The organism is Actinocrispum sp. NPDC049592 (genome assembly GCF_040675465.1).
Classification (GTDB): domain Bacteria; phylum Actinomycetota; class Actinomycetes; order Mycobacteriales; family Pseudonocardiaceae; genus Kibdelosporangium.
On record NZ_JBFAPA010000011.1, the window covers coordinates 337,653 to 363,064 of the forward strand.

Consider the following 25,412-nt stretch of genomic DNA (forward strand, 5'->3'; position numbering starts at 1 on the left):
AAAGGGCGGCACCAGCGCGGTGCCGCCCTCCGGGAAAAGCGCGTACTACCAGGTCGGACGGTAGGGCATGAAGGAGCGGCCCTGTGCGTCCAGCTTCACGCCGAGGACCTGGTGCAGCTGGATCTCGTTGCGCTCGAAGCCGAGCCGGGAGCCGGCCATGTAGAGCCGCCAGACCCGGGCCTTCTGCGGGCCGACCTCACGGACCGCCTCGTCCCAGTGCTTCTCCAGGTTCGCGCACCACGCGGCCAGTGTGAGCGCGTAGTGCTCGCGCAGGTTCTCCTCGTGCCGCACCTCGAACCCGGTGTCGTTCATCTCGGTGATGATCCGGCCGGGGCCGAGCAGCTCGCCGTCCGGGAAGACGTACCGGTTGATGAAGCTCTCGGTCCGCGCGTTCTGCCGGTTGTCGTGCCGGGTGATGCAGTGGTTGAGCAGCCGGCCGCCGGTGCGCAGCTTGCTGTAGAGGAACTGGAAGTAGCTCGGCAGGTTGGCGTCGCCGATGTGCTCGGTCAGGCCGATCGAGCTGACCGCGTCGAAGCCGCCCTCCTTGACGTCGCGGTAGTCCAGGTGGCGCACCTCGGCGACGTCGGACAGGCCCTCCTGCGCGATCTTCTTCTGCGCCCACTCGGCCTGGTTGGCCGACAGGGTCACGCCGAGTGCGCGCACGCCGTAGTGCTTGGCGGCGTGCATGACCATGCCGCCCCAGCCGCAGCCCACGTCCAGCAGCCGCATGCCCGGTTCCAGCGCGAGCTTGCGGGCGACCAGGTCGAACTTGGCGTACTGAGCGTCCTCAAGGGAGGTCTCGGGGCTTTGGTACACCGCGCACGTGTACGCCATGGACGGGCCGAGCACCCACTCGTAGAACTGGTTGGACACGTCGTAGTGGTGGGAAATCGCCTCGGCGTCGCGCCGCTGCGAGTGCCGGCGGCCGCTGAGCCGGGACTCCTCGGCGGGCGGGCGGGTCGGCCACCAGAGCCGGGCGGCGGCGAGCTTCGCCGCGATCTTCATCCGCAGGTCGGCCGGGATCTGGCGGACCGAGATGTCCGGCAACGCCGCCAGGGCGGTGTACATGTCGCCGACGATCTCCAGCGCACCGGTCACGTACGCCCGCACGAGGCCGAGCTGGCCGGGCGCCGACGCGATCTGCGAGAGGGCGAGCGGCGAACGCACCTCCACCCGCACGCCGGCGTCCGTGGAGCCGGCCCGGCTGCCGTCGTAGGCGACGACCTCGATCGGCAGTTCCTGTCCGGCCATCTGCCGGACTGCTTCCGCGATTAGCATCATCTTCCTCGCACGCACTTGTCGTAGAGGTCGGGCAGCCGACCGTCCGGATCGAACTCGCGTTTGAGGGCGCGGTAGCGCTCTCCGTTGTACAGCCGCCAGAAGTCCTCTCGCGAGTAGAAGGACTCCGAATACAACGACTTGTGGCCGCCGAGGTCGGTGACGACCTGCTCGATCAGCCGGTTGTGGTGGCCGGGTCCGTCGCCCGGTTTCATCGCGACGGTCGCCCAGAAACCGACGTTGACGTACAACGTGTCCGGGTCCATCGGGTACAGCGGCCACGTTTCCTTGTCCCGCAGCTTGACCGGGCACAGCCAGACCGGCGTGATGCCGATGTCGCGGTGGAAGAACTCGAGGAACTCGGCCAGCCGGGCGAGCGGGATCTCGACGTCCTGGATCACCGGTTCCCGCGGGGCGGCACCACGCAGCCGGCCGATCCGGGCGCTGAGCTGGTAGCGGCGGTCCCACGCGACGATCTTGCGGTACACGTCGGAGCGCAGGTACCGCTTGGGCCAGAGCCGCCGGACCGCCGGGATCTGCGCGCCGAACGCACGCGAGCACCAGAACCAGTCGGTGTCCCAGCGCCAGATGTAGTCCCGGATGGTCAGATAGTCCGTTTCCCGGTCCGGGATGGACTTGTAGAAGATCTCGGTGCCGGTGTAGTCGCTCGGCCGGTACGGGGTTTTGTCGACAAATCGACCCAGAGTGAGGTACTGGTCGCCCGGCCCGAACACCGTGCCGTCCAGGAAGTCCACATCGGTGTGATCGGCGATCACCATCGGGTCGTCGAACTTCACGTGCCGCAGCTCGACGAACGGCTTGACCGGCTCCAGCTCGATCTTCAGCAGCAGCGCGTAACCGAGCGTGCCGTAGGAGTTCGGGAACCCGCGGTAGAGCTCCTCGCCGCGCTTGGTGTGCACGATCCGGCCGTCGCCGGTGAGGATCTCCATCTCCAGCACGGACTCGTGCGGCAGGCCGTTGCGAAACGATGTCGACTCGATGCCCAGGCCGGCCACCGCGCCACCCAGCGTGATGGTCTTCAGCTGCGGCACCACCATCGGCATCAGCCCGTACGGCAGGGTCGCGTCGACCAGCTGCTCGTACGTGGTCATCCCGCCCACCTCGGCGGTCCGGGCCTCGGCGTCCACACTGAGCACCCCGGAAAAGGCACTCACATCCAGCGTCCGGGTGGCCGGTTCACGGAACCGGAACAGGTTCGAGGTGGTCTTCGCCAACCGGACGGGCGCGCCCGGCGGGAGCGCCGCGAACTGGTCCCGCAGCGCGGCCGCGGCCCGCTCGTGGCTGGTCAAGGCCGGTTGGTTGCCCATGACAACCGATGTTATGCGTCCGAGACCCGTCCGGCAGTGTGATTTTCGGTCGATTCCCACCCGCCGGACGGATCCCGTCCGCGATCACCCTGATGGCTCGCCCCCCTTGCGCGAGCCATCAGGGCTGCCCCATGACCGCCTCGGACACACCCCCAGGGTGTCCATTGTGGAGCGGTGCGGGAGCCGGGTTCATCGCCTGCATCAGGGTCTTCGCCAGGCCGAGGCCGGTGCCGCCGAGCGACAGCGCCTTGGCGAACAGGTCCTCGATGCCCTCGGCGCCGTTGAGCACGACGAGGTGGTCGATGGTGCCGAACGACTTAGCCGCGGCCGCGACGATTTCCGGCCACTTTTCGGCGAGCTGTTGCGCGATGACGGCGTCCTGGTTCTGCGCGAGCGCCGCCGACCGGGCCTGGATCGCGTCCGCTTCGGCCATTGCCTGGGCCCGGGCGGACTCGGCCTGGGCGAGCCCCTTGGCCTTCACCGCGTCCGCTTCGGCGACGCCTGTCACCCGGGTGGCCCTTGCGTTCGCCTCGGCGCGGGCCACCTGCGCGTCGCGGTCGGCCTCGGCCAGCACGCGCAACTCGTATGCCTTGGCGTCAGCGGGTTTGCGGATCTGGGACTGCAGCCGCTGCTCGGCCAGGTCGGCCTCCAGCTGCGCGGTCTTGGTCGCCTCCACGACGACCTCCTGGCGCGCGGTCGCCTCGGCCAGCGGCCCGGCCTGGGCCGACCGCGACTTGGCCTCGTCGATCTCGGCCTGGTACTCGGCCCGCTTGATCTGGGCCGCCCGCCAGGCGGCCGCCTTCTTGATCGCGGCGGCCTGTTCGGCCTCGGTCGCCTGCTGGTCCTGGTTCGCCTCGGCGATCCGCGCGGCGGCCGCGACCGCGGCGGCGTGCGGCTTGCCGAGGTTGCCGATGTACCCGGTGGCGTCGTCGATCTCCTGCACCTGCAACGAGTCCACCATCAGGCCGAGCCGGACCATCTCGGACTCCGATGACCGGGACACCTCCGCGATCAGCCGCTCCCGGTCGCGGATCAGCTCCTCCACGGTGAGTGCGCCGACGATCGACCGCAAGTGGCCCGCGAAAACGCTGTGGATGCGGGTGTCCATGTTGTCCTGCTGGTCGAGGAACCGCCGCGCCGCCTTGGCGATCGAGGCGTAGTCGTCGCCGACCTTGTAGATGACCACGCCCTGCACGGACACCGGGATGCCCTGCTTGGTCACGCAGTGCACGGAGATCTCCGAGACCCTGGTATCCAGGGAAAGCCGGCGCGCCACCTGGAAACCCGGCACGACCAGCACACCCTTGCCGGTGACGATCTTGAACCCGGTGGTGTTGGGCTCCAGGTGGTGGCGGGCCTTGGCGCCCAGCCCGGAGACGATCAGCGCCTCGTTGGGCTCGGCCACCCGCCAGAACGCGCGCAGCAACGCGACCAGCACGAGAAAGGCGACGACCGCGAGACCGGCGATCCATAAACCCTCAGGTGTGTCCATGGGGTCCCCTTCGGCAGACAGCGAAAAACCGTCGCCGACCAGACTTCCCGGCACACCCTCCAGACAAGAAGGTAGACCTGCCGAGGGCGGACGTAAAGACTCTTTCTTATGCCTACTGCCAGGGGCGGTGGAGACCCAGGTCACGTGCGATCAGCATCCGCTGCACCTCGCTCGTGCCCTCACCGATCTCGAGGATCTTGGCGTCGCGGTAGAACCGGCCGACCGCGAACTCGTTCATGAACCCGTAGCCGCCGAAGATCTGGGTGGCGTCGCGGGCGTTGTCCATGGCGGCGTTCGACGAGACCAGCTTGGCGATCGCGGCCTGGCGCTTGAACGGCTCGTTGCGCAGCATCCGCGCGGCCGCCTCGTAGTAGGCCAGCCGGGCCACGTGGGTGCGCGCCTCCATGTCGGCGATCTTGAACTGGATCGACTGGTACTCCCCGATCTTGTGGCCGAACGCCTCACGCTCGCGCACGTACTTCAGGCACTCGTCGACACAGCCCTGGGCCAGGCCCACCGACACGGCGGAGATCGCCACCCGGCCTTCGTCCAAAGTGGACAGGAACTGGGCGTAGCCGCGGCCCTGGTCGCCGAGCAGGTTCGCCGCGGGCACGACACAGTCCTGGAAGGACAGTTCGCGGGTGTCGGACGCGCTCCAGCCGACCTTCGAGTACTTCTTGGACACCGTGAAGCCCGGGGTGCCCGACGGCACGATGATCGCCGAGATCTCCTTGCGCCCGTTGTCATCTCCCGTGACCGCGGTGACGGTGACCAGGCGGGTGATGTCCGTGCCGGAGTTGGTGATGAACGCCTTGGTGCCGTTGATCACCCAGTTGTCACCGTCGCGGCGGGCGGTCGTGCGGGTCGCGCCCGCGTCCGAGCCGCCACCGGGCTCCGTCAGGCCGAACGCACCAAGTGCCTGCCCCGAAACGAGTTCCGGCAGCCACCGGTCGCGCTGCTCGGGCGTGCCGTAGCGGAAGATCGGCATGGCGCCCAGCGAAACCCCGGCCTCCAGGGTGATCGCCACCGACGAGTCGACCCGGGCCAGCTCCTCCAACGCCAGGCACAGCGCGAAGTAGTCGCCGCCCATCCCGCCCGCGTCCTGCGGGAACGGCAGGCCGAACAGGCCCATCCGGCCCATCTTGGCCACGATGTCGTACGGGAACTCGCCGCGCTCGTAGTACTCGCCGATCACCGGCGCGATCTCCTCGCGGGCGAACTCCTCCACGGTCTTCCTGAGCGTCTCCTGGTCCTCGGAGAGCCTGAAGTCGATCATTTCTCCTCCTCCGGGGTGACCAGAGCGAGCGGTTGGTTCAGCGCGACCTGTTGGCCCGCCTGCACGTTCAGTTCGGTGAGCACGCCGTCGACCGGGGCGGTGATGGTGTGCTCCATTTTCATCGCCTCGACGACGAGCAGCGGAGTCCCCGCTTGGACAACGTCGCCCACGGCGGCCTTCACCACGAGCACAGTGCCGGGCATCGGGCTGGTCACCGGACCACCGCCCGATCCTGCGGTACCGGACTCCTCGAGCATCGAGTGCTCGGACACCGCCCAGGAGAAGCCTTCGGCGGCCAGCCACAGCACGGAACCCGCACGAGCGCGCTGATAGGTGTACGTCCGGCCGTCAAAAGTCAAGCGCAGCAACGAATCCTCGATGACAGCCGACGCGGGGACGAGATCGCCGCCGTCCACGGACACCTGACCGCCGTCGACGCGGACGGTGACATGCCGGTCGCCGCAGTCCAACCGGGTGCAGAACCCGGCCGAGGCCCCGATCCGCCAGCCACTGGGCACATCCCAGGGGTCGACGACCGACCCCGTGGGCCGCAAAGCGTTCAGTTCATCCAGCGCGGCCGCCACGAAAACGTGATCCGGCACCGACGGAGCGAACTTGCCCCGGCGCTCGACCAGCTGGGTGTCGAGCCGTCCGGCGACCACATCGGGATCGCTCAACAAGTCCCGCAGGTACGCGATGTTCGTGCCCACACCGAGGATCGCGGTCTCCGCCAAAGCCGCGGACAGCTTGCCCAGGGCCTCCGCACGAGTGGGCGCCCAAGCGACCACTTTGGACAGCATCGGGTCGTAGTCCGAGCCCACCGCACCGCCGACCCGAAGACCCGAGTCAACGCGCGCGCCAGCAGGTTCGTGCAACGCGAGCACGGTTCCGCCGGTGGGCAGGAAGTCACGGGCAGGATCCTCCGCGTACACCCTGGCCTCGATCGCGTGCCCGAACAGCTGGACCTGCTCCTGGGTCAGGCCGAGTGGCTCGCCCGCCGCCACCCGGAGCTGCAGCTCCACGAGATCCTTGTCCACCACCATTTCGGTGACCGGGTGCTCGACCTGCAGGCGGGTGTTCATCTCCATGAAGAAGAACTCGTCCGGCCGGTCCGCGGACACGATGCACTCCACCGTTCCCGCGCCGGTGTACCCGACCGCGCGAGCCGCGTCGACCGCCGCGGCGCCCATCCGGGACCGCATTTCGGGGGTGAGCAAAGGAGATGGCGCCTCTTCGATGATCTTCTGGTGCCGCCGTTGCAGGCTGCACTCGCGCTCACCGAGGTGGACCACGGTGCCGTGGGTGTCGGCCATCACCTGGATCTCGATGTGCCGCGGCCGTTGCACGAACCGCTCGATCAGCAACGTGTCGTCGCCGAACGACCCGCGCGCCTCACGCCTGGCCGACTCGATCGCACCCGGAAGGTCCGCAGCGTCGACGACAGTGCGCATGCCCTTGCCGCCACCGCCCGCGGAAGGCTTGATCAGCACGGGAAAGCCGATCTCGCCGGCTGCGGCGATCAGGTCCGCATCGGTCATCCCGGCCTCGGTCCGGCCCGGCACAACGGGAACGCCCGCGGCGGACACCGTCTGCTTGGCCCGGATCTTGTCGCCCATGGCCTCGATCGCGGCCACCGGCGGGCCGACGAACACGATCCCGGCCTCTGCGCAGGCCCGCGCGAAGGCCGCGTTCTCGGCGAGGAAGCCATATCCGGGGTGGATCGCCTGCGCGCCGGTCTGCCGGGCGGCCTCGATGATCCTGGGAATGTTGAGGTAGCTCTCCCGGGCCGCCGCCGGTCCGATGTGGACGGCCGTGTCCGCCTCGAGGACGTGCCGGGCGCCGGCGTCGGCCGAGCTGTACACCGCGACCGACCGGATGCCCAGGCGCCTCAACGTCTTGGTGATCCGGACGGCGATCTCGCCGCGGTTGGCGATCAGAACAGTGTGGAACATGCCTCACATCCGGAAAACGCCGTAGCCGACATCGTCGAGGTCCTTGTTCGCGGCCACCGAGAGCGCCAGGCCGAGCACCGTCCTGGTGTCGCCGGGTTCGATGACGCCGTCATCCCACAGCCGCGCGGTCGAGTAGTACGGGTTGCCCTGGTCCTCGTACTGCTGCCGGATCGGCTCCTTGAAGGCCTCCTCGTCGGCCGCCGGCCACTCGCCCCCGCCGCCCTCGATCTGGTCGCGCCGCACGGTCGCCAGCACCGAGGCGGCCTGCTCGCCGCCCATCACCGAGATCCGCGCGTTCGGCCACATCCACAGCAACCGCGGCGAGTACGCCCGCCCGCACATCGAGTAGTTGCCCGCGCCGAACGAGCCGCCGATCACGACGGTGAACTTCGGCACCCGCGCGCACGCGACCGCGGTGACCATCTTGGCGCCGTGCTTGGCGATGCCACCGGCCTCGTAGTCCCTGCCGACCATGAACCCGGTGATGTTCTGTAGGAACACCAACGGGATCCTGCGCTTGTCGCACAGCTGGATGAAGTGCGCGCCCTTCAGAGCGGACTCGCCGAACAAAACGCCGTTGTTCGCGACGATCCCCACCGGGTGGCCGTGGATGCGGGCGAACCCGGTGACCAAAGTCGTGCCATATTCCCGTTTGAACTCGCGGAACCGGCTGCCGTCGACCACCCGGGCGATCACTTCCCGGACGTCGTACGGGGTCCGGGAGTCGGTCGGCACGACCCCGGTGAGCTGGCCGGGATCCACCGCGGGCTCCTCGACCGGCAGCACGTCCCACGGCCGCGGCACCCGCGGCGGCAAGGTCGACACGATCGAGCGAACGATCCGCAGCGCGTGCGCGTCGTCCTCGGCCAAGTGGTCCGTCACACCGGAAACCCGCGAGTGCACATCGCCACCGCCCAGCTCCTCGGCGGTGACGACCTCGCCGGTGGCCGCCTTCACCAACGGCGGGCCGCCCAGGAAGATCGTGCCCTGGTTGCGCACGATGACCGCTTCGTCGCTCATCGCGGGCACGTACGCGCCGCCCGCGGTGCAGGAGCCCAGCACCGCGGCGATCTGCGGGATGCCCTTCGCGGACATGGTGGCCTGATTGAAGAAGATCCGGCCGAAGTGCTCGCGGTCGGGGAATACCTCGTCCTGCCGGGGGAGGAAGGCACCACCCGAATCGACTAGGTAGATACACGGCAAGTTGTTGTGCAGCGCCACTTCCTGCGCGCGCAGGTGCTTCTTCACCGTGATGGGGTAATAAGTCCCGCCTTTGACGGTGGCGTCGTTCGCGACGATCACGCACTCACGGCCGGAAACCCGCCCTATGCCGGTGATTATCCCCGCGGCCGGCGCCTCGTCGGAGTACATCCCGTTGGCCGCCAACGGGGACAGCTCCAGGAACGGCGAGCCGGGGTCGAGCAGCGAGTCCACCCGGTCGCGCGGGAGCAGCTTGCCGCGTTCCACATGCCGGATGCGCGCGCGCTCCGGCCCACCCAGCCTGGCCTGCGCCAGCCGGTCCCGCAGCTCGTCCGCGAGCACGGCGTGTTCCTTGGCGTACCGCTGGTATGCGGGATCCATCGGGTCCGCCTGGCTGGCCAGCACGGGGGCGTCCATCGGCTCCTCGCTCAGTTAGTCATCGTTAACTTGTCGCCCATGTTAGCGATGACTAACCAGTAGGTCCAGCCGAGCGGAAAGGCCCGGGCCGGACACCCGGGCCTTCCTTACCAATGAGTGTTCAGCCGGTCACACTGGTGAGAGCGGGCAGGTAACCGCCGGACTGACCGGCCTTGTTCGGGTGGTAGGACTCGCCGACCGGCCAGGTCAGGCTGTTGAGCCAGACCGTGCCGCTGGAGCAGATCTCGTGACCGGTCCAGATGGTGCGCATGTCGACGAACGTGAACCCATGCGCCGAGGCTCGCGCCGCCGTCACGGCCGCCAGCGCGTCGGCCCCGCTGTTGATGGCCGACCGTTTGGTGTCGGACAGGCCGACCACGCAGGAACCAGGCACCTTGTAGAACCTGGGGTACCCCATGACGATCACGCGCGCGGTGGCCGACCGCTGGCGGATCGCGTCGTAGACACTGTCGAGTTTGGCCGGCAGCTCGTTGTTGACGAAGGTCTTGGCCTGGTTGACCCGGTTCACGCAGGTCGAGTCGCTGCCGAGGGTGCAGGTGGTGATCACGTCGGTGAAGCCGGCGTCGTTGCCGCCGATCGAGATCGTCACCAGCGTCGCGTTCGCCGGGACCGAACCCACCTGGCCGGACAGCACGTCCCCGGTCTTGGCCCCGGAACAGGCCGCGAACGTGAACGAGCTGGGAGCGTGGGAGTTGGCCCACAGCTGGGGATATGCGCTGCTGCTGCGCTGGCAGCCGCCGCCGCTGTAGGGGCCGCCGGTGCCGACGCCGGACGAGTACGAGTCGCCCAGTGCCACATAGTTGTCCCCAGCCGCGTTCGCCGGGGCGGAGAGGAAGGACAGGCCCGCGGCGGTGGCCGCAAGGCATAACAGGGAACGGAAAGATCGCCTCATCGTGAGCCCTCCGCGTCAGTCCCCAGAGCAGGGATGGACCCTCATCATCGGAGGCGTTTGTCGATTGTGGAAGCTTCTGGTGAATTGTTAACCCAGGAGTATGTATCCGGCCGCGTTCTCGTCTGGGTTAGCGCTCGCTAACATGACAGTGTGTCGTCACAACCGTTACCGGCCGCAGCGCCGGGCTCGCGCCGGGACCAGATCCTGGCCGCGGCGGCGGAGTTGTTCGCCCGCCACGGCTTCCACGGTGTCGGCATCGACGACATCGGCGCCGCGGTGGGCATCTCCGGGCCCGCGCTCTACCGCCACTTCCGCAGCAAGGACGCGATGCTCGGCGAGATGCTCACGTCGATCAGCGAGATGTTGCTCGACGGCGGGCAGGACCGGGCCGAGAAGTTCGCCGAACCGCGGACTTTGCTGACCGAACTGGTCCGGTTCCACGTGGACTTCGCGCTGGACAACCCGGCGCTGATCACCGTGCAGGAACGCAACCTGGGCAACCTGGCCGACCCGGACCGCCGCAAGGTCCGCACCCTGCAACGCCGTTATGTCGAGGTGTGGGTCGGCACCATCCAGGACGTGACCGGGATCGACGAGCCGGAGGCCCGGGCGGCCGCGCTGGCGGTGTTCGGCCTGATCAACTCCACGCCGCACAGCCGGCATCTGGATAGGGCCCAAATGGGTGCATTGTTGCGGAGAATGGCGTTTTCGGCCCTTACGCACGGTCCGGTCGGCTAAAGTCACGCCGTCTTGGCAGCCCGCAAAACGAGGTCTGTTCGCAATGGCCGGCGAACGCAACTGGATCCCCGACGATGTGGACATCAACCGTCCCAGCGTCGCCAGGGTCTATGACTACGCCCTCGGCGGGGCGCACAACCTGGCCTGCGACCGGGCCGTTTTCCAGCAGCTGCTGGCCATCCACCCGCGAGTGCGCGAGATGGCGTGGACCAACCGCGCGTTCCTGCGCCGGGCCGTGTTGTACATGATGGATCAGGGCATCCGGCAGTTCCTCGATCTCGGGTCCGGCATACCCACCGTGGGGAACGTGCACGAGATCGCGCAGCGCGCCGATCCCGAGGCGCGGGTGGTGTACGTCGACCGGGAGGACATCGCGGTCGCACACAGTCGTCTACTGCTGGAACGCAACCCGCTGGCGACCATTGTGGAAGCCGATATCACCCGGCCGGACCATGTGCTGCGGCATCCGGACGCGCAACGGCTGCTGGACTTCGCCCAGCCGGTGGGCCTGCTCGCGATGACCGTCGGCCACTACGTGCCGGACGATCAGGTGCGGGAGGTGTTCCGGACGTACCGGGACGCGGTCGCGCCCGGCAGCATGCTCGGGATCACCCACCTGACGAACGACTTCGCCGTGCCGACCGACGAGATGATCGCGACCGCGAGCCGGGCGGGCGGCGACGGCATGTACTCGCGGACCAAGGCGGAGGTCGCCGCCTTGTTCGGTGATTTCGAGCTCTGCCCGCCGGGCATCGTCCAGCCTTCCGGGTGGCATCCGGATCCGGTCGTACCCGGTGGCCCGAGATCGGAGGACGACGGGTTCTGGTCCGGCGTCGGCGTCAAACGACCGGTCATGACTCCGGAACGAACAGTTCCCGACTAACCAAATCCCGAATTCCCGCCAAATGTCACCCCATCGGGCTAATCCGAACTACCGCCAGCAACCACTCGGTGGCGGGTACTCGCCCGAATGGGCCGCGAGGGTGCGCCCGTCTACCGGACCCATACTCCGCTGAGTAGCCTTGCCATCACCAGAAGACGCGAAAGAGGTGTGCTGCGGCAGTGGAACACAGGCCACGGGGCCGGGATCGATTGCCCGGACGGCGGTAACCGCCGGATCCCAGAGGTCCGATATCTGGACTGCCACACCTTCGACCGCGAGAATTCCAGGATTGTCCCGTTGCCCCGACCAGCAAGAGGTGCGCTGTTGTGAGACCGAGTAACCGCTGTGCAGGCGGCGCCCGGTGAGCGACCTGACGCCGCTTGAGCCCGAGCGCCTCCGCAGGCGCCTCGAGGTCGCGGAGGCATGGGTGCACGTGATCGGCCGGACGGCATACGTGCCGATGACGGCCGAGGAGATGACCGAGTTCCTGCTCAAGCAGGTGCACGTCCTGGCGGACACGGTCAACGCGGAGCTGTTCGACCCGTCGCCCGCGGTGGACGTGGGCCGGGCGCTGGTCAACAACGACTTCACCGGCCCGGAGAGCCTCCAGTGCTCGATGGAGATCCTCGCCGGTGCGCTGCTGCTGGACTCCGACCGCAGCGGCGACCGCGTGCTGGCCGGGCGCGTCGTCGGGCTGCTGTCCGCGATGGCCACCGGGTACGCCGCCGGGATGCGGCTGCGCACGCTGGACCAGCAGGAGCACATCAAGCAGGCGCTGCTGAAGTCCAAGCGGGAGGCCGAACGGCGGGAGCGGGCCGCGAACGACCGGTTCGAGGAGGTCTTCCACGGCTCGGCGGTCGGCATGGCGCTGACCGACATGTCCGGTGCGTTCGTGCAGACCAACCGGGCGCTGGCCGGGATCCTCGAGTGCGAGCCGGACGAGCTGACCGACCGCAACATCCGCGAGCTGTTCCCGGCCGAGGACGCCGACGACGTGGTCATCTCCTACCGCGAGGTGACCGAGGGCATCGTGCCGCGCATCCGCGAACGCCGCCGGATGCTGCGCCACGACGGCTCGTACGCGTGGGTGTACCTGGTGATCTCGCTGCTGCGGGACAGCGACGGAGTGCCCGCCTACCACATCACGATGATCGAGAACCTGAGCGAGCTGCAGGCGCTGCAGAACCAGCTGGGCCAGCAGTCGGTCCGGGACATGCTCACCGGCGTGGCCAACCGGCAGCACTTCCAGTCCAAACTGGACGCCATCCTGGAGGGCGCCGGGCCGGAGACCTCGATCACGTTGCTGCACGTGGGAATCGACTCGTTCTCGGTGATCAACAGCGGTCTCGGGCACGTGGCCGGCGACCGGATGCTGCAGGTGGTGGCCAACCAGCTGCGCGCCACCATGGACCCGTTCGACGCGTTGATCGGCCGGGTCGGCGGCGACGAGTTCGCGGTGCTGATCGAGAACACGCCGGACACCCCGCACTACTCGACGATGATCGACGAGATCAACCGCGTGCTGTCCGAGCCGACGTTCATCGGTGACGTGGGCGTCGCGGTGTGCGTCAGCATCGGTGTCGCCGAGCACCAGGGCCGCGTCTACGGACGGCTGGACCTGTTGCGGGCGGCCAACTCCACCATGCGCCGGGCCAAGGCCGTCGGGATGCGCCAGTGGGAGGCGCACAACATCCACGAGGACGCCGACGAGAAGGCGCGGTTCGCGTTGACCGCGGCCATGCCGGGCGCCTGGGAGATGGGCGAGCTGGGCCTGGAGTACCAGCCGGTGATCGACCTGGCCGACGGGCGGCTGGCGGCGCTGGAGGTCATGCTCCGCTGGGACCACCCGGACAAGGGCGTGATCGCGCACTACGCGTGCCGGGACATGGCCGAGAGCACCGGCATGTCGCTGACCATCGGGCCGTGGGCGTTCTTCCGGGCCTGTGAGGAGCTCGGCGAGCGCACCCCGGACGACGTGCGCCTCCGGTTGCGGCTGACCCAGTTGCAGTCCTGCGACGGCAACCTGGCCGGTGTGGTGAACCGCGCGATCGGGCGCTATGGGATCGCTCCCGACCGGCTGGAGATCTCGCTCGACGCGCGGGCGGTGGCGTCCGACCGCGGTGAGTCCCAGTCGAACCTGCAGGCCCTGCGGGACAATGGCGTGATCGTCGGCATGCACGAGTTCACCGGCAGCACGACCGAGTTCGCGATCGTGGCCGAGGAGCAGGTCAAGTCGGTGATCCTGGCCGGCTCGATCGTCGCCGCGCAGCACAAACCGGTGCTCGCCAAGGTGACCGGGTCGGTGATCGGGACACTGCGGGAGCTGGGAGCCGAGGTGAGCGTGGTGGACGTGCCCACCGCGCAAGAAGCTGCTTGGTGGCACGCCGCAGGCGCCACGTTCGCGCAAGGCCCGTTCCATGGCGCACCCATGCTGCCTGAGTCCCTGCACCACGCCTGACCGGTTTGGCGCACAGGCACTCGGCTGTTGGAAGATGTCGTAGTGGACCCGAACTCCGAGCAGCCGCCAAGCATCGTCGACGCCGCAAGCCGGGCGCTGGCGTCGATGCATGCCGGACAGGACACGGGGGCGGTCGAGCGGATGACCGCCTTCGCCCGTGACCGTGGCCGCGACGAGGCGACCGAGTTAATGCTGATGCTCTTCCGCGAGTGCAGCGCGATGGTGGCGGCGCTGGGCTCGGGCGGGACGGCTCCGGTGAAGATGCAGGTCTACGACGACGACGGCCACGAGGTCCCCATCGACGAGGCGGATCCCCCGGTGCGCACGGCCGTGCGGACGTTGCTGGCCGAGGTGCACGGCGACACGGCCGCGGCGAAGGACCACATCGAGATCGCCCTGGCCAACGCCGCCCCGGCGGAAATGGCGATGGTGATGATGCAGGCCCTGCGCTGGACGATCAAGCTGGCGGCCGAGTGCTCCAGCCGCGACCTCCCAGTGGCCCCCTGGATCCTGACCGCCCTCAACTAACCCCCGTGTCCCACACTCACCGCCCCCGTGTCCCACACTCACCGCCCCCGTGTCCCACACTGACCGCCCCCGTGTCCCACACTCACCGCCCCCGAATTCCCCTGTGGGCGGGGATTTCAGGGTCTCCGAACGTGGGACACACACCCCACGAATGTGGGACACGCGGGTCAGCCGCCGAGGAGTTCCTTGATGAGGGGCGCGATTTGTTCGGTTTCGATCAGGAAGGCGTCGTGGCCGTAGGGTGAGGTGACGACCCGGAGATCACCCGCTCCGGGAATGTGTTCGGCGAGTTCCGCTTGTTGGTACAGCGGGTAGAGGCGGTCGCTGTCGATGCCCGCGACGATCGTCCTGGCCCGCACCTGGCTCAGGGCCTGCCGCACCCCGCCCCGGCCGCGACCGACGTCGTGGCCGTTCATCGCCTCGGTCAGCACCAGGTAGCTGTTGGCGTCGAACCGGCGGATCAGCTTGGCCGCCTGGTGGTCCAAATAGGACTCGACCGCGAACCTGCCGTCGCCCTGGGGATTGCGCCCGAACCGGGTGCCAAGCTCGTTCTCGCTGCGGTACGTGATGTGCGCGATCCGGCGGGCGATACCCAGGCCGGTCGTCGGTCCCGGACCCGAGTAGTAGTCGCCATCACGGAATTCGGCGTCCGCCCGGATGGCCGCGAGTTGCGGCGCGGCCCAGGCGATCTGGTCGGCGGACGCGGCGGCGGGACAGGCCAACAGCAACAGGTTGCGCACCCGGCCGGGATGGGTGGCCGCCCATTCCAGTGCCCGCATCCCGCCCATCGACCCGCCGAGCACCGCCGCCCACTGGGTAATTCCCAAGGCATCGGTGAAAACCGCTTCGGCGTTCACCTGATCGCGCACGGTGATGGCCGGAAACCTGCTCCCCCAAGGCTTTCCATCGGCCGCTACCGACGACGGCCCGGTCGTCCCCTGACATCCGCCCAGAACGTTGGGCGCGACAACGAACCAGTGGTTCGTGTCGACCGCCTTGCCCGGGCCGATGACGCCGTCCCACCACGCCGGGCTGGCGTGACCAGGCTCATCGGGCCCGGCAGCGTGGCTGTCGCCGGTCAACGCGTGCAACACCAGGACCGCGTTCGACTTGTCCGCGTTGGGAGTTCCCCACGTCTCGTACGCGATCACCGGGTCCGGCAACTGGTCGCCGGACTCCAGGACGAGCCGGGGCAGGGAGACCCAGCGGCGACGGCCCGCCGCGTCTCCCTGCCGCCAGCCACCGCTCATGTGTTGGCCTTCGCTGCCCGGAACCCGGCCTCCAGGTCCGCCTTGAGGTCCTCGATCCCTTCCAGGCCAACGGAAAGCCGGACCAGCCCGGGCGTGACCCCGGTGACCGCCTGCTCCTCGGGCGTGAGCTGGCTGTGCGTGGTGCTCGCCGGGTGAACGATCAGGCTGCGCACATCGCCGATGTTCACCAGCTGCGAGAACAGTTCCGTGCCGTCCACGAACGCCCGCCCGGCCTCGACCCCACCGCGCAGCTCGAAACTCACCACCGCGCCGGCGCCCTTCGGCAGGTACTTCTGGGCTGTGGCGTGGAATGGGCTGCTCGGTAGGCCCGCGTAGTGCACCGCCAGCACCTCATCACGCTGCTCCAGCCACTCGGCGAGCGCCTGCGCGTTGGCCACGTGCCGCTCGATCCGCAGCGACAACGTCTCGATCCCTTGAATGACAAGGAAACTCGTCAGCGGCGCGATCGCCGCACCGGTGTCCCGCAGCAGCTGAACGCGGAGTTTCGCGGCGAACGCGCCGTGACCGAGGACCGGCCAGTACCGCAGGCCGTGGTAGCTCGGGTCCGGCTCGTGGAAGTCGGGGAACCGGTCCGCGTGCACGCCGAAGTCGAACTTTCCGCCGTCCACAACGACTCCGGCGATCGCGGTGCCGTGGCCGCCCAGGTACTTCGTGGCCGAGTGGATCACGATGTCCGCGCCGTGCTCGATCGGCCGCAGCAGGTACGGCGTCGGCACGGTGTTGTCGATGATCAGCGGCACGCCTCCATCGTGCGCCACTTCGGCGACCCGCGCGATGTCGAGAACGTGACTACGCGGGTTGGCCAGGCTCTCGGCGAAGAACAGCTTGGTGTTCGGCCGTGTCTTGGCCCGCCACTCGTCGAGGTTGTCCGGGTCGTCCACGAAGCTGACCTCGATGCCCAGCTTGGGCAGCGTGTAGTGGAACAGGTTGTACGTGCCGCCGTACAGGCTCGCGCTGGACACCAGGTGGTCACCCGCCTTGGCCAGGGTCAGGATCGCGGCGGTCTCCGCCGCCTGACCGGAGGCGAACGCGACCGCCGCGATCCCTCCTTCCAGTGCGGCCACTCGCTGTTCCAGCACGTCCTGGGTTGGATTGTTGATCCGGGTGTAGATGTTGCCCGCCTCGGCGAGGCTGAACAGGTCCGCGCCGTGCTGCGTGTCGCGGAAGACGTACGAGGTCGTCTGGTAGATCGGCGTGGCCCGGGCGCCGGTCGCCGGGTCGGGCTGGGCGCCGGAGTGGATCTGCTTCGTTTCGAAGGACCAGCCGTCGGTGGACATGCGTTCTCCTGGGTCTGGGTGGCGGAAAGCCATGTGGCTCAAGCGGAAACGCCCGGGGCGCCGACGAGCGGATCCACGGTCAGGACGCTAGCCGGACCTCGCCACCCCCGATACGGCGTCCATCTGGTGGAACGCCCCCGCATCTCTCAGCGAACATAACTCTTGCGTTCAGAGTCTCTTAGATTCTAAGATGCTTTTCATGACAGACGTACTGATCACAGGAGCTGGACTCGCCGGGACATCGGCGGCGATGTTTCTGGCACGGCAAGGGGTCCGGGTGTTGCTGGTGGAACGGCACGCCGGTACCTCGCCGCACCCAAGGGCCTCCGGCCAGTTCCCGCGCACGATGGAGGTGCTGCGTGCCGGCGGGGTGGCCGACGAGGTGCGCAAGGCGGGCGGCGAGGAGCGCGCGTTGCGCATCAAGGTCGCGGAAAGCGTGCAGGGCAGGGTGATGCACACGATCATCGAGGACTTCGACGAGTTCTACGAGGCCACCGCGAAGGTCACACCCGCCGGCTGGGGGTCGGCGAGTCAGGACCAGGTGGAGCCGATTCTCCTTGCCCAGGCCCGGAAACACGGCGCCGAGGTGCGGTTCGGCACCGAGCTGACCTCGTTCGAGCAGGACGAGGACGGCGTCACCGCGCAGCTGCTCACCGTCGAGACCGGACATGTCGAGACCGTCCGGGTGAAGTACCTGCTGGCCGCCGACGGCGCCCGCAGCCGGATCCGCGAAACCCTTGGCATTCCACGGTTCGGCAAAGGCAGGCTGGCCAACCACATCGGTCTGGTGTTCGAGGCCGACCTCACCGGTCTGGTGCCCAGCAACGAGGTCTGGCTGCACTACCTGCAGAACCCGAAGTTCACCGGCGCGTTCGTCAACACCCCGCACGCCAACCGGCACATCTTCTCGGTGGAGTACCACCCGGAGAACGGCGAGTCGGCGGCCGACTACACCGAGGAGCGGCTGATCGAGCTGATCCGGATCGGCCTGGACATGCCGGAGCTGAACCCGGAGATCGTCTGGCGGGGCGCGTGGGAGATGGCCGCGCGGATCGCGGAACGCTGGCGGGACAACAGGATCTTCCTCGTCGGCGACGCGGGCAAGGTCACCCCGCCGACCGGTGGGATGGGCGGCAACACGGCGGTGCTGGACGGGTTCGACATCGCCTGGAAGCTCGCCGCTGTGCTCAAAGGCGAGGCGGGCGACGGCCTGCTGGACACCTATGAGGCGGAGCGCAAGGAGTACGCACAGCTGGTGGTGAACGAGTCGCTGCACAACTACGTCCACCGGATGGCCCCGCACCTGGCCGGCCTGGACATCCCGGAGTCGGTCGGCACGGAGAACGCGATGCTGGGCAGCCGCCGGCGGTCCACCGCGGTGATCATCGACGATGACGACGACTCCCCGGTGGAGAACGCCTTCGAACCCAGTGGGCGACCGGGTTTCCACGCGCCGCACTCGTGGATCTCCCCAGGAAAGTCCACAGTGGACCTTATCGGCCAGTGGGTGCTGCTCACCGGACAAGACGGTCAAGCATGGCACGAACAGGCGTCGGTGGACTGCTACCCGGTCGACGGCTCGGTCTACGGCATCGGCGACAAGGGTGCCTCGCTGATCCGCCCGGATGGCGTGGTCGCCTGGCGGACCAGCGAAGAGGCAACACCTGGCAAGCTCGAGTCGGTGCTCAAACAGGTCCTGTCTTGTTAGGTTGAACGGCATGCGCATAATCGCCGCCATTGTGTTGCTGGGCCTGCTAATGGCCACACCGGCCAACGCCGCACCCGGTGGCGGCTATGTCGCTCTCGGTGACTCGTACGCATCCGGCCCCGGCATCCCGGACCAGACCGGGCTGCCGGCCGGATGCACCCGGTCCAACCACAACTACCCCTCGTTGCTGGCGCAGTGGTTACACCTGCGGAACTTCACCGACGTCAGCTGCGGCGGCGCCCGCACGGTGGACATGACCGCGCCGCAACAGGTCCAGGGCGGCACGAACCCGGCGCAGTTCACCGCCTTGAAGAAGGACACGTCGCTGGTCACCGTGATGATCGGCGGCAACGACATCGGCTTCGGCGAGATCCTGGCGACCTGCGGCCGGCTCGCCGCCCAGGACCCGGCCGGCAACCCGTGCGAACAGCACTACAAGGCAACCGGCAAGGACGAACTGGCCGCCCGCGTCGCCGCGGTCGGCCCCAAGATCGCCGCGGTCCTGGACGGCATCCGCCAACGCTCGCCACGAGCGCACATCGTGGTCGTCGGCTACCTGCGAATCCTGCCCGCGCAAGGCAGCTGCTTCCCCCAGGTCCCGTTCGCCACGGGCGACGGCCCCTACTTCGACGGCATCGGCCAGCTGCTCAACCGCCAGCTCGCCACCCAGGCCCGCCGCCATGGCGCGTCCTTCGTGAACCCGTACGCGTTCTCCTCGGGCCACGACGCCTGCCAGCCACCGGACCGCAAGTGGGTCGAAGGCCTCAACCCGACCTCACCGGCAGCCCCGATGCACCCCAACGCCAAGGGAATGCTCGTGGTCGCGGCCCTGGCGGTGCCGTCAATCCTGCTGGGATAGCCCGTACCTCGTCCCCTCGTTGTCCTCGAACACCGACCACCAGCCGAAGTGCATCCGCACCGGCTTGGTGTGGAAGGTGACCCCGCGCGCGCTCAGCTCCTGGTACGAGCGCTCGACATCGTCGCTGTAGAACATGACGTTCGAGGTGGGCATGCCATCCGGCATCTCCCCCGCCGACCACCCGGGCAGCTTGGTGGAGAGAACTAGCCGCATCTGCTTGTCCGGCGTGCCGACCTCGATCCACCGCTGCCCCTCGCCATAAGCGGCGTCCTGCAGCACCTCGAACCCGACCTGCTCGGTCCAGAAAGCCTTGGCCTTGTCCTGGTCGTCCACATAAAGAACGACCTGGTGCACACCCTTGATCACGACAGTCCCTCCCGGATATATCCACATCGGATACAACGACACTGGACTGTAGACTGCGCGCATGCCGGACCGCAATCCACCACTGACCCCCGCGGGGTTCCAGGTGCTGCTCGCCCTCGCGGGCGGGGCGGCGCATGGGTATGCCGTGATGCGGTTCGTGGAGACTTTGTCGGACGGGACGGTTCGCCTCGGGCCGGGGACGCTGTACCGGACTTTGCAGCGCCTGGTCGCGGACGGTCTGGTGGTCGAGGTCGCGAACGAGAGTGAAGACCCGCACGACGCTCGGCGGCGGTACTACGAGCTGACCCCGCTGGGGCGTTCGGCGGCGGTTCAGGAGGCTTCGTTGTTGCAGCGCATGGTCAGCGCGGCCGAGGACGCGGGGCTGCTGGGCAGGCGGAAGACGGCATGAAGCCTTCGCGGGCGGTGAGCCTGACGCCGCACATTTTCGTCCGGGACGTGCCGGCGGCGCTTGCGTTCTACCGGAAGGCTTTCGGCGCGGTGGAGGTGTTCGTCAACAAACTGCCGGACGGGACGCTGCTGTTCGTGGACCTGGCGATCGGCGGCGGCCGGTTGATCGTCAGCGAGGAGACACCGCAGCTGAAGGCGTTCAGCCCGGAGACGATCGGGGACTCGCCGGTGATGCTGCTGCTGGAGGTCGAGGACGTCGACGACCTTGCGCGTCGGGCGATCTTCGCGGGGGCGACCGTGGAGCGGCCGGTGGAGGAGATGTTCTGGGGTGAGCGCTACGGGGTGGTCGTGGACCCGTTCGGGCACCGGTGGGCGCTGTGCTCAACCCGGGATGAGATTTCGCTGGATGACATCCTGAGGAATTCGCCCGATCAGGTGTAGGCGGTCTTGTCGGGTGCCGCTGCTGTGTCGATCCGCTGCGTTCGGCTGCCGTGTCGATCGACCGTGTCGCCGGAGCAAAGAGGAACACACCCCGGAGCAACGGGGGACACACCCTGCACCAACGGGGGACACGGCCGAAGGCCGCATCTTTGGCGACGAAGTCGCTAGGCGGCGAAGCCGCCCGTTCGGGGGGTTTGGGGGGTCGTCCCCCCAACATCATCACCGACGACCCGGCGAAGGTGGAGCGAAGCGACACCGAGCACGGGTCCCCCGAGGAGGTGCGGAGGTGTGGTCGCCCCCGATGACGGCCACACCCCCGCTCGAATACCCGGCGGGACCCGGGTGTGCGAGCCCCCGTGCTCACTCACACCTGGCGTGGTGAACCTCTTACGCGGTACCCCACATCAAGTCTTCCTAAACCCCTTTACCTGCTAGACGGTCTTGACCCCCTGAAGGTTGCGTGGGTCGGCGGGGTTTTTCTCGGGGTTCGGTCCAGACTTGTCCGGTGATTACCGTGCAGGGTGTCGTGGATCGGGTGGGGCCGACCTTGTTGCGGACTGTTCTGCCTGGTGATCGCGGTGTGGCGGATGTGGTGATCGCTGAGGTGGGTCGCCGGACGCATGTGGCGGACGGGGACCTGGTGCTGGGTGTGACCGTGAACACTGCCGCGAAGGCCGCTGAGCTTGTCGAGCATTGTGGGGCGAAGGGGGCTGCGGCCGTGCTGCTGAAGCCGCCGCTTTCGTCCGGTTCGACCGTGTTGTCCGCTGCGAAGTCCGGCGGCACGGCGATCATCGAGGTGCACACGAATGCTGCTTGGGCTCAGCTCGTGTGGTTGTTGCGGACGATCCTCGATGCCGCCGCCGACGATGAGTACGGCGCGGAGCCGGGGTCGGCGGGGTTGGGTGACTTGTTCCGGCTGGCCGATGCGGCCGCGGCGGTGGTCGATGCGCCGGTGACGATCGAGGACGCGAACTCGCGGGTGCTTGCGTACTCCGCTCGTCAGGACCGGACCGACCCCGCTCGGATCTCGACGATCATGGGGCGGCGGGTGCCGGATGACGTGCTCGCGCGGTTCCGGTCGCGGGGGGTGTTCCGGGAGCTGAGCCGCGGGCGGACGACGATCTTCGTGCCGGCGCAGCGGGATGGCACGTTGCCGCGGCTGATCGTGCCGATCCGGATGGGCGGTGAGCTGCTCGGGTCGATGTGGGCGGTGGTGGCCGGACCGGTGTCGGATGAGCGGGCGGCGGCCTTTGCTGACACGGCTCCGGTGGTGGCGCTGCATTTGTTGCGGCGGCGGGCGTTGGCCGATGCCGAACGTCGCCGGTCCGCCGAGTTGGTGCGGACCGTGTTGCAGGGCAAGGGCAGTGTGCGGCTGGCGGCGGCCGAGCTGGACCTGGAGGAGGTGCCGCACCGGGTGGTCGCGGTGGATGTCGACACCACGGATGCGTTGGGCGCGGAGGGGTTGCGGCTCGCCCTGTGGGAACGGATCACCGCGGGGGTGGGGCGGCGGCCGGTGGTGACGGACCTGCACGGGGTGCTGTACGCGATCGTTCCGGACCGTGTGGGGTGGCCCGCGTTGCGGGAGGCGCTCGGGTCGGAGCCGCAGGCGCTGGTGGGGGTGGGGGCGCCGATGGACATCGTGAACATGGCGTTGTCGCGGGTGCAGGCCGAGGAGGCGTTGAGCCTGGTCAAAGCCCGTTTGGTGGACAGCAAGGTGGCCAATCACGACGAGGTGTGGCCGGTGGTGGCGCTGCACCGGGTGGCGGTCGCCGGGGCGCCGACGGGGGCCGGTGAGCTGGGCGTGTTGCCGTTGCTGCGGGCGCAGGACGAGCAGACCGGATCGTGCTATGTGGACACTCTGTATGCGTGGCTTCGCCATCCGGGTGATCCGAAGGCGGCCGCGCGGGCGTTGCGGATCCACGCGAACACCCTCCGGTACCGGATGACACGACTGGTTGAACTCACCGCCCTCGATCTGGACGATCCGGACATCCGGCTGGCGCTCACGGTGCAGCTCGCCATCAGCCGCTGGGCGTAGCATTTGTGCTGCCGAAACAATAGGGGTTCCCCCTACTAGTGCTGTCCGCACGATGACATCGCTCTATGTGTGCGGGACCGTGGTGTAACGCACCCAAATGGCCCAGAGGAGAGCCCGCCGTGAAGATCGCCGTTCCCCGCGAGATCAAGAACCACGAGTACCGGGTAGCCCTCACCCCGGCCGGTGCGCACGAACTGACCGCCCGCGGCCACGACGTGTTCGTCGAGGCGGGCGCGGGCGCCGGCTCCGCCATCCCGGACGAGGAGTTCCTCGCCGCGGGCGCCAAGATCCTGGCCACCGCCGCCGAGGTGTGGGCCGAGGGCGAGATGGTGATGAAGGTCAAGGAGCCGATCGCCGCGGAGTACCAGTACCTGCGCAAGGACCAGGTGCTGTTCACCTACCTGCACCTGGCCGCCGACCAGCCGCTGACCCAGGCCCTGCTGGACGCGGGTACGACCGGTATCGCCTACGAGACCGTCCAGGTCGGCCGGTCGCTGCCGCTGCTGGCGCCGATGTCCGAGGTCGCCGGCCGGCTGGCGCCGCAGGTCGGCGCGTACTCGCTGATGCGGCCGTCCGGTGGCCGTGGCGTGCTGCCCGGTGGTGTTCCCGGCGTGCACCCGGCGCGGGTCGTGGTGATCGGTGGCGGTGTCGCGGGCGTGAACGCGGCCCGGATCGCCCAGGGTATGGGCGCGGACGTGGAGATCCTGGACACGAACGTGGACCGGCTGCGTCAGATCGACGTCGACTTCAACGGCCGGATCCGCACCATCGCGTCGAACCGGTACACCCTCGAGCAGGCGGTGCTGGAGGCCGACCTGGTGATCGGCGCGGTGCTGGTCCCGGGCGCGAAGGCACCGAAGCTGGTGAGCAACGCGCTGGTGGAGCGGATGAAGCCGGGCTCGGTGCTGGTGGACATCTCGATCGACCAGGGCGGCTGCTTCGCGGACTCCCGCCCGACGACCCACGACGACCCCACCTACCTGGTGCACAACTCGGTCTTCTACTGCGTCGCGAACATGCCCGGCGCGGTCCCGCGTACCTCGACGTACGCGCTGACCAACGTGACGCTCCCCTACGCCGTCGCACTGGCCGACCACGGCTGGCACGCGGCCCTGCAGGCCGACAGCGAACTGGCCCTGGGCCTGAACACCCACGCAGGTCACCTGACCAACGGCCCGGTCGCCGAGGCGCACGGCCTGCCGCACACTCCGCTGGCTGACGTTCTGTAAGCCCGCGTTCCCCAAGTAGGGCCCTGGCGTGCATGCGCCAGGGCCCTACTGCATTGTCGGCACATGGAGTTGCGGCAGTTCGAACACTTCCTGGCGGTGGCCCGAGAAGGCAGCTTCACCGCCGCGGCGCAACGAGCCCACATCGTCCAGTCGGCATTGAGCGCCTCGGTCCGCAAGTTGGAAGCCGAACTGGGCGCGCAACTGTTCGAACGAACAACGCGCCGGGTGATCCTGACCGACGCGGGCCGAGCCCTGATCCCGGTCGCGAACCGTCTTTTGGCGGACCTCGACCTCGCGCGCGGCGAAGTCGCTGCGGTGTCAGGGCTTTCGCGAGGGCGGGTCGGTATTGGGACGGTGCAGACGTTGACGGTGATCGATTTGCCGCGCTCGCTGGGGGTGTTCCGGTCGCGTTACCCGGGGATCAGGATCCATGTGCGCGACGGGGCGGTGCCGGACCTGATCGCCGCGCTGGACTCCGGGGAGCTGGATCTGGCTTTCCTGGCCTTCGACGGGCCGTTGCCTTCCGGGTTGACCGCGTTCGCGGAGTGGAGCCAGGTTCTGGTGCTGGTCACCTATCCGGGGCATCGGCTGGCTTCTGTGCGTCAGGTTGGGCTGGCGGATCTGGATGACGAGCCGTTTGTGGAGTTCTCCGGGAGTGCCATGCAGGAGATGGTGGCGCGGCGGTTCGCGGATGCGGGGGTTCGCCACAACATCGTGTGCACTGCTACCCACGTGCCTTTGTTGGTGGACTTGGTGACCGCGGGGTTGGGGGTGACGATCCTGCCGGAGCCGATCGCCGCGCGGTCCGGGCTGCCTTACGCGGAGATCGTCTCTGGCAGTTTCACTCGAACGATCTACCTTGCCGGGCGGACACCATCACTGGTGAACCCCTCCGCTCGGGCTCTGCTGGGGCATCTCACGGGAGGCGAGCGAGCATGAGGCCGGAGGCGGTGAGGGTGAGGGCGATCGCGAGGAGGGTCTCGCCGGTGATCTCGGCGAGGAGGGCTAGTGCGAACACCCGTACTGCTAGGCGTTGTAGGACTCTTGCGGCTTCGGATGTTTCTGCCTGCACGTGCTGAGTATTGGTGTTGGGTGTGAGGTGGGTCCAACTTTTGTTGTCGCTGGGATTGAGCTGTTTTTTCGCTGGGGCGGGGGGTGAAGTTGGCTGGGTGGGAGAGATGTCCTCGCCGGACGGGCAGGCCGCCAAGAGGGGCAGGGGATCCTTCGGATCCTTGTGGGCTGGGTTGGGTGCGTGTTCTGTCCCTCCCGTATGGCCTGCCGGAGGTAATCACAGGTGTCAAGGGGGATCCGTAGGGCTTCCAGCGTTGTGCTTTGCGTTGGCGGATCCCCCT

21 protein-coding genes are annotated in these 25,412 nt (G+C 68.3%); 11 read left to right on the forward strand and 10 right to left on the reverse strand.

The window, feature by feature from the left end; all coding sequences use genetic code 11:
- Positions 1-45: 45 nt before the first annotated feature.
- The 7 genes from AB0J95_RS27660 to AB0J95_RS27690 form a co-directional block, all read right to left on the reverse strand.
- Entirely contained in the window at positions 46-1,278 is a 1,233-nt protein-coding gene (locus AB0J95_RS27660) for a class I SAM-dependent methyltransferase (protein ID WP_364763793.1), read from the reverse strand.
- On the reverse strand, positions 1,278-2,606 hold the full coding sequence (locus tag AB0J95_RS27665; RefSeq protein WP_364763706.1) for an FAD-binding oxidoreductase: 1,329 nt from the start codon (positions 2,604-2,606) through the stop codon (positions 1,278-1,280). The genes AB0J95_RS27660 and AB0J95_RS27665 overlap by 1 nt, the downstream gene beginning before the upstream one ends.
- Before the next feature lie 118 nt (positions 2,607-2,724).
- Positions 2,725-4,098: an SPFH domain-containing protein gene (locus AB0J95_RS27670; protein ID WP_364763709.1), complete on the reverse strand. Its 1,374-nt coding sequence runs from the start codon at positions 4,096-4,098 to the stop codon at positions 2,725-2,727.
- 112 nt (positions 4,099-4,210) lie between these two features.
- Complete coding sequence (locus tag AB0J95_RS27675; RefSeq protein WP_364763711.1) at positions 4,211-5,374, reverse strand: acyl-CoA dehydrogenase family protein; 1,164 nt, start codon at positions 5,372-5,374, stop codon at positions 4,211-4,213.
- Positions 5,371-7,326 (reverse strand): biotin carboxylase N-terminal domain-containing protein, encoded by a 1,956-nt coding sequence (locus tag AB0J95_RS27680; RefSeq protein ID WP_364763714.1) that lies wholly within the window; start codon positions 7,324-7,326, stop codon positions 5,371-5,373. The genes AB0J95_RS27675 and AB0J95_RS27680 overlap by 4 nt, the downstream gene beginning before the upstream one ends.
- 3 nt (positions 7,327-7,329) lie before the next feature.
- Entirely contained in the window at positions 7,330-8,943 is a 1,614-nt protein-coding gene (locus tag AB0J95_RS27685) for a carboxyl transferase domain-containing protein (protein ID WP_364763717.1), read from the reverse strand.
- A gap of 121 nt (positions 8,944-9,064) precedes the next feature.
- Positions 9,065-9,856, reverse strand: a complete 792-nt coding sequence (locus tag AB0J95_RS27690) for an SGNH/GDSL hydrolase family protein (protein WP_364763720.1) — start codon at positions 9,854-9,856, stop codon at positions 9,065-9,067.
- A gap of 150 nt (positions 9,857-10,006) precedes the next feature.
- Between AB0J95_RS27690 and AB0J95_RS27695 the strand changes: the two genes are divergently transcribed.
- The 4 genes from AB0J95_RS27695 to AB0J95_RS27710 all read left to right on the forward strand — a co-directional run bounded on the left by AB0J95_RS27695 (position 10,007) and on the right by AB0J95_RS27710 (position 14,463).
- On the forward strand, positions 10,007-10,594 hold the full coding sequence (locus tag AB0J95_RS27695) for a TetR/AcrR family transcriptional regulator (RefSeq protein WP_364763722.1): 588 nt from the start codon (positions 10,007-10,009) through the stop codon (positions 10,592-10,594).
- Between the two features lie 43 nt (positions 10,595-10,637).
- Complete coding sequence (locus AB0J95_RS27700; protein ID WP_364763724.1) at positions 10,638-11,477, forward strand: SAM-dependent methyltransferase; 840 nt, start codon at positions 10,638-10,640, stop codon at positions 11,475-11,477.
- Between the two features lie 361 nt (positions 11,478-11,838).
- Positions 11,839-13,935, forward strand: a complete 2,097-nt coding sequence (locus AB0J95_RS27705) for an EAL domain-containing protein (RefSeq protein WP_364763726.1) — start codon at positions 11,839-11,841, stop codon at positions 13,933-13,935.
- Positions 13,936-13,977: 42 nt separating this feature from the next.
- Positions 13,978-14,463 carry a hypothetical protein gene (locus AB0J95_RS27710; RefSeq protein ID WP_364763728.1) on the forward strand — a complete coding sequence of 162 codons (486 nt, stop codon included), beginning with the start codon at positions 13,978-13,980 and terminating at the stop codon, positions 14,461-14,463.
- Positions 14,464-14,630: 167 nt separating this feature from the next.
- On the opposite strand, the gene AB0J95_RS27715 is transcribed toward AB0J95_RS27710, so the two are convergent.
- A complete protein-coding gene (locus tag AB0J95_RS27715; protein ID WP_364763731.1) occupies positions 14,631-15,713 on the reverse strand; it encodes a homoserine O-acetyltransferase in 1,083 nt (360 codons plus the stop codon).
- Complete coding sequence (locus AB0J95_RS27720) at positions 15,710-17,011, reverse strand: bifunctional o-acetylhomoserine/o-acetylserine sulfhydrylase (protein ID WP_364763734.1); 1,302 nt, start codon at positions 17,009-17,011, stop codon at positions 15,710-15,712. Before AB0J95_RS27720 ends, AB0J95_RS27715 begins: the two co-directional genes overlap by 4 nt.
- A 199-nt stretch (positions 17,012-17,210) precedes the next feature.
- Between AB0J95_RS27720 and rdmE the strand changes: the two genes are divergently transcribed.
- Together rdmE and AB0J95_RS27730 are read left to right on the forward strand one after the other, a co-directional pair.
- A complete protein-coding gene (gene rdmE / locus AB0J95_RS27725) occupies positions 17,211-18,719 on the forward strand; it encodes an aklavinone 12-hydroxylase RdmE (RefSeq protein ID WP_364763737.1) in 1,509 nt (502 codons plus the stop codon).
- 10 nt (positions 18,720-18,729) lie between these two features.
- The gene (locus AB0J95_RS27730; protein ID WP_364763740.1) at positions 18,730-19,578 is read left to right on the forward strand and encodes an SGNH/GDSL hydrolase family protein; all 849 of its coding nucleotides are present in this window, start codon (positions 18,730-18,732) and stop codon (positions 19,576-19,578) included.
- On the opposite strand, the gene AB0J95_RS27735 is transcribed toward AB0J95_RS27730, so the two are convergent.
- Positions 19,561-19,944, reverse strand: a complete 384-nt coding sequence (locus tag AB0J95_RS27735; RefSeq protein WP_364763743.1) for a VOC family protein — start codon at positions 19,942-19,944, stop codon at positions 19,561-19,563. The two genes, AB0J95_RS27730 and AB0J95_RS27735, sit on opposite strands and share 18 nt — an antisense overlap.
- A gap of 61 nt (positions 19,945-20,005) precedes the next feature.
- Between AB0J95_RS27735 and AB0J95_RS27740 the strand changes: the two genes are divergently transcribed.
- The 5 genes from AB0J95_RS27740 to AB0J95_RS27760 all read left to right on the forward strand — a co-directional run bounded on the left by AB0J95_RS27740 (position 20,006) and on the right by AB0J95_RS27760 (position 24,999).
- Positions 20,006-20,353, forward strand: a complete 348-nt coding sequence (locus tag AB0J95_RS27740) for a PadR family transcriptional regulator (protein ID WP_364763746.1) — start codon at positions 20,006-20,008, stop codon at positions 20,351-20,353.
- Entirely contained in the window at positions 20,350-20,793 is a 444-nt protein-coding gene (locus AB0J95_RS27745) for a VOC family protein (protein WP_364763749.1), read from the forward strand. Before AB0J95_RS27740 ends, AB0J95_RS27745 begins: the two co-directional genes overlap by 4 nt.
- Before the next feature lie 505 nt (positions 20,794-21,298).
- Positions 21,299-22,831, forward strand: a complete 1,533-nt coding sequence (locus AB0J95_RS27750; protein WP_364763752.1) for a helix-turn-helix domain-containing protein — start codon at positions 21,299-21,301, stop codon at positions 22,829-22,831.
- A 119-nt stretch (positions 22,832-22,950) separates the two neighbouring features.
- Positions 22,951-24,060 (forward strand): alanine dehydrogenase, encoded by a 1,110-nt coding sequence (ald, locus tag AB0J95_RS27755; protein ID WP_364763755.1) that lies wholly within the window; start codon positions 22,951-22,953, stop codon positions 24,058-24,060.
- Positions 24,061-24,123: 63 nt separating this feature from the next.
- Complete coding sequence (locus AB0J95_RS27760) at positions 24,124-24,999, forward strand: LysR family transcriptional regulator (protein WP_364763758.1); 876 nt, start codon at positions 24,124-24,126, stop codon at positions 24,997-24,999.
- Positions 25,000-25,412 lie beyond the last annotated feature (413 nt).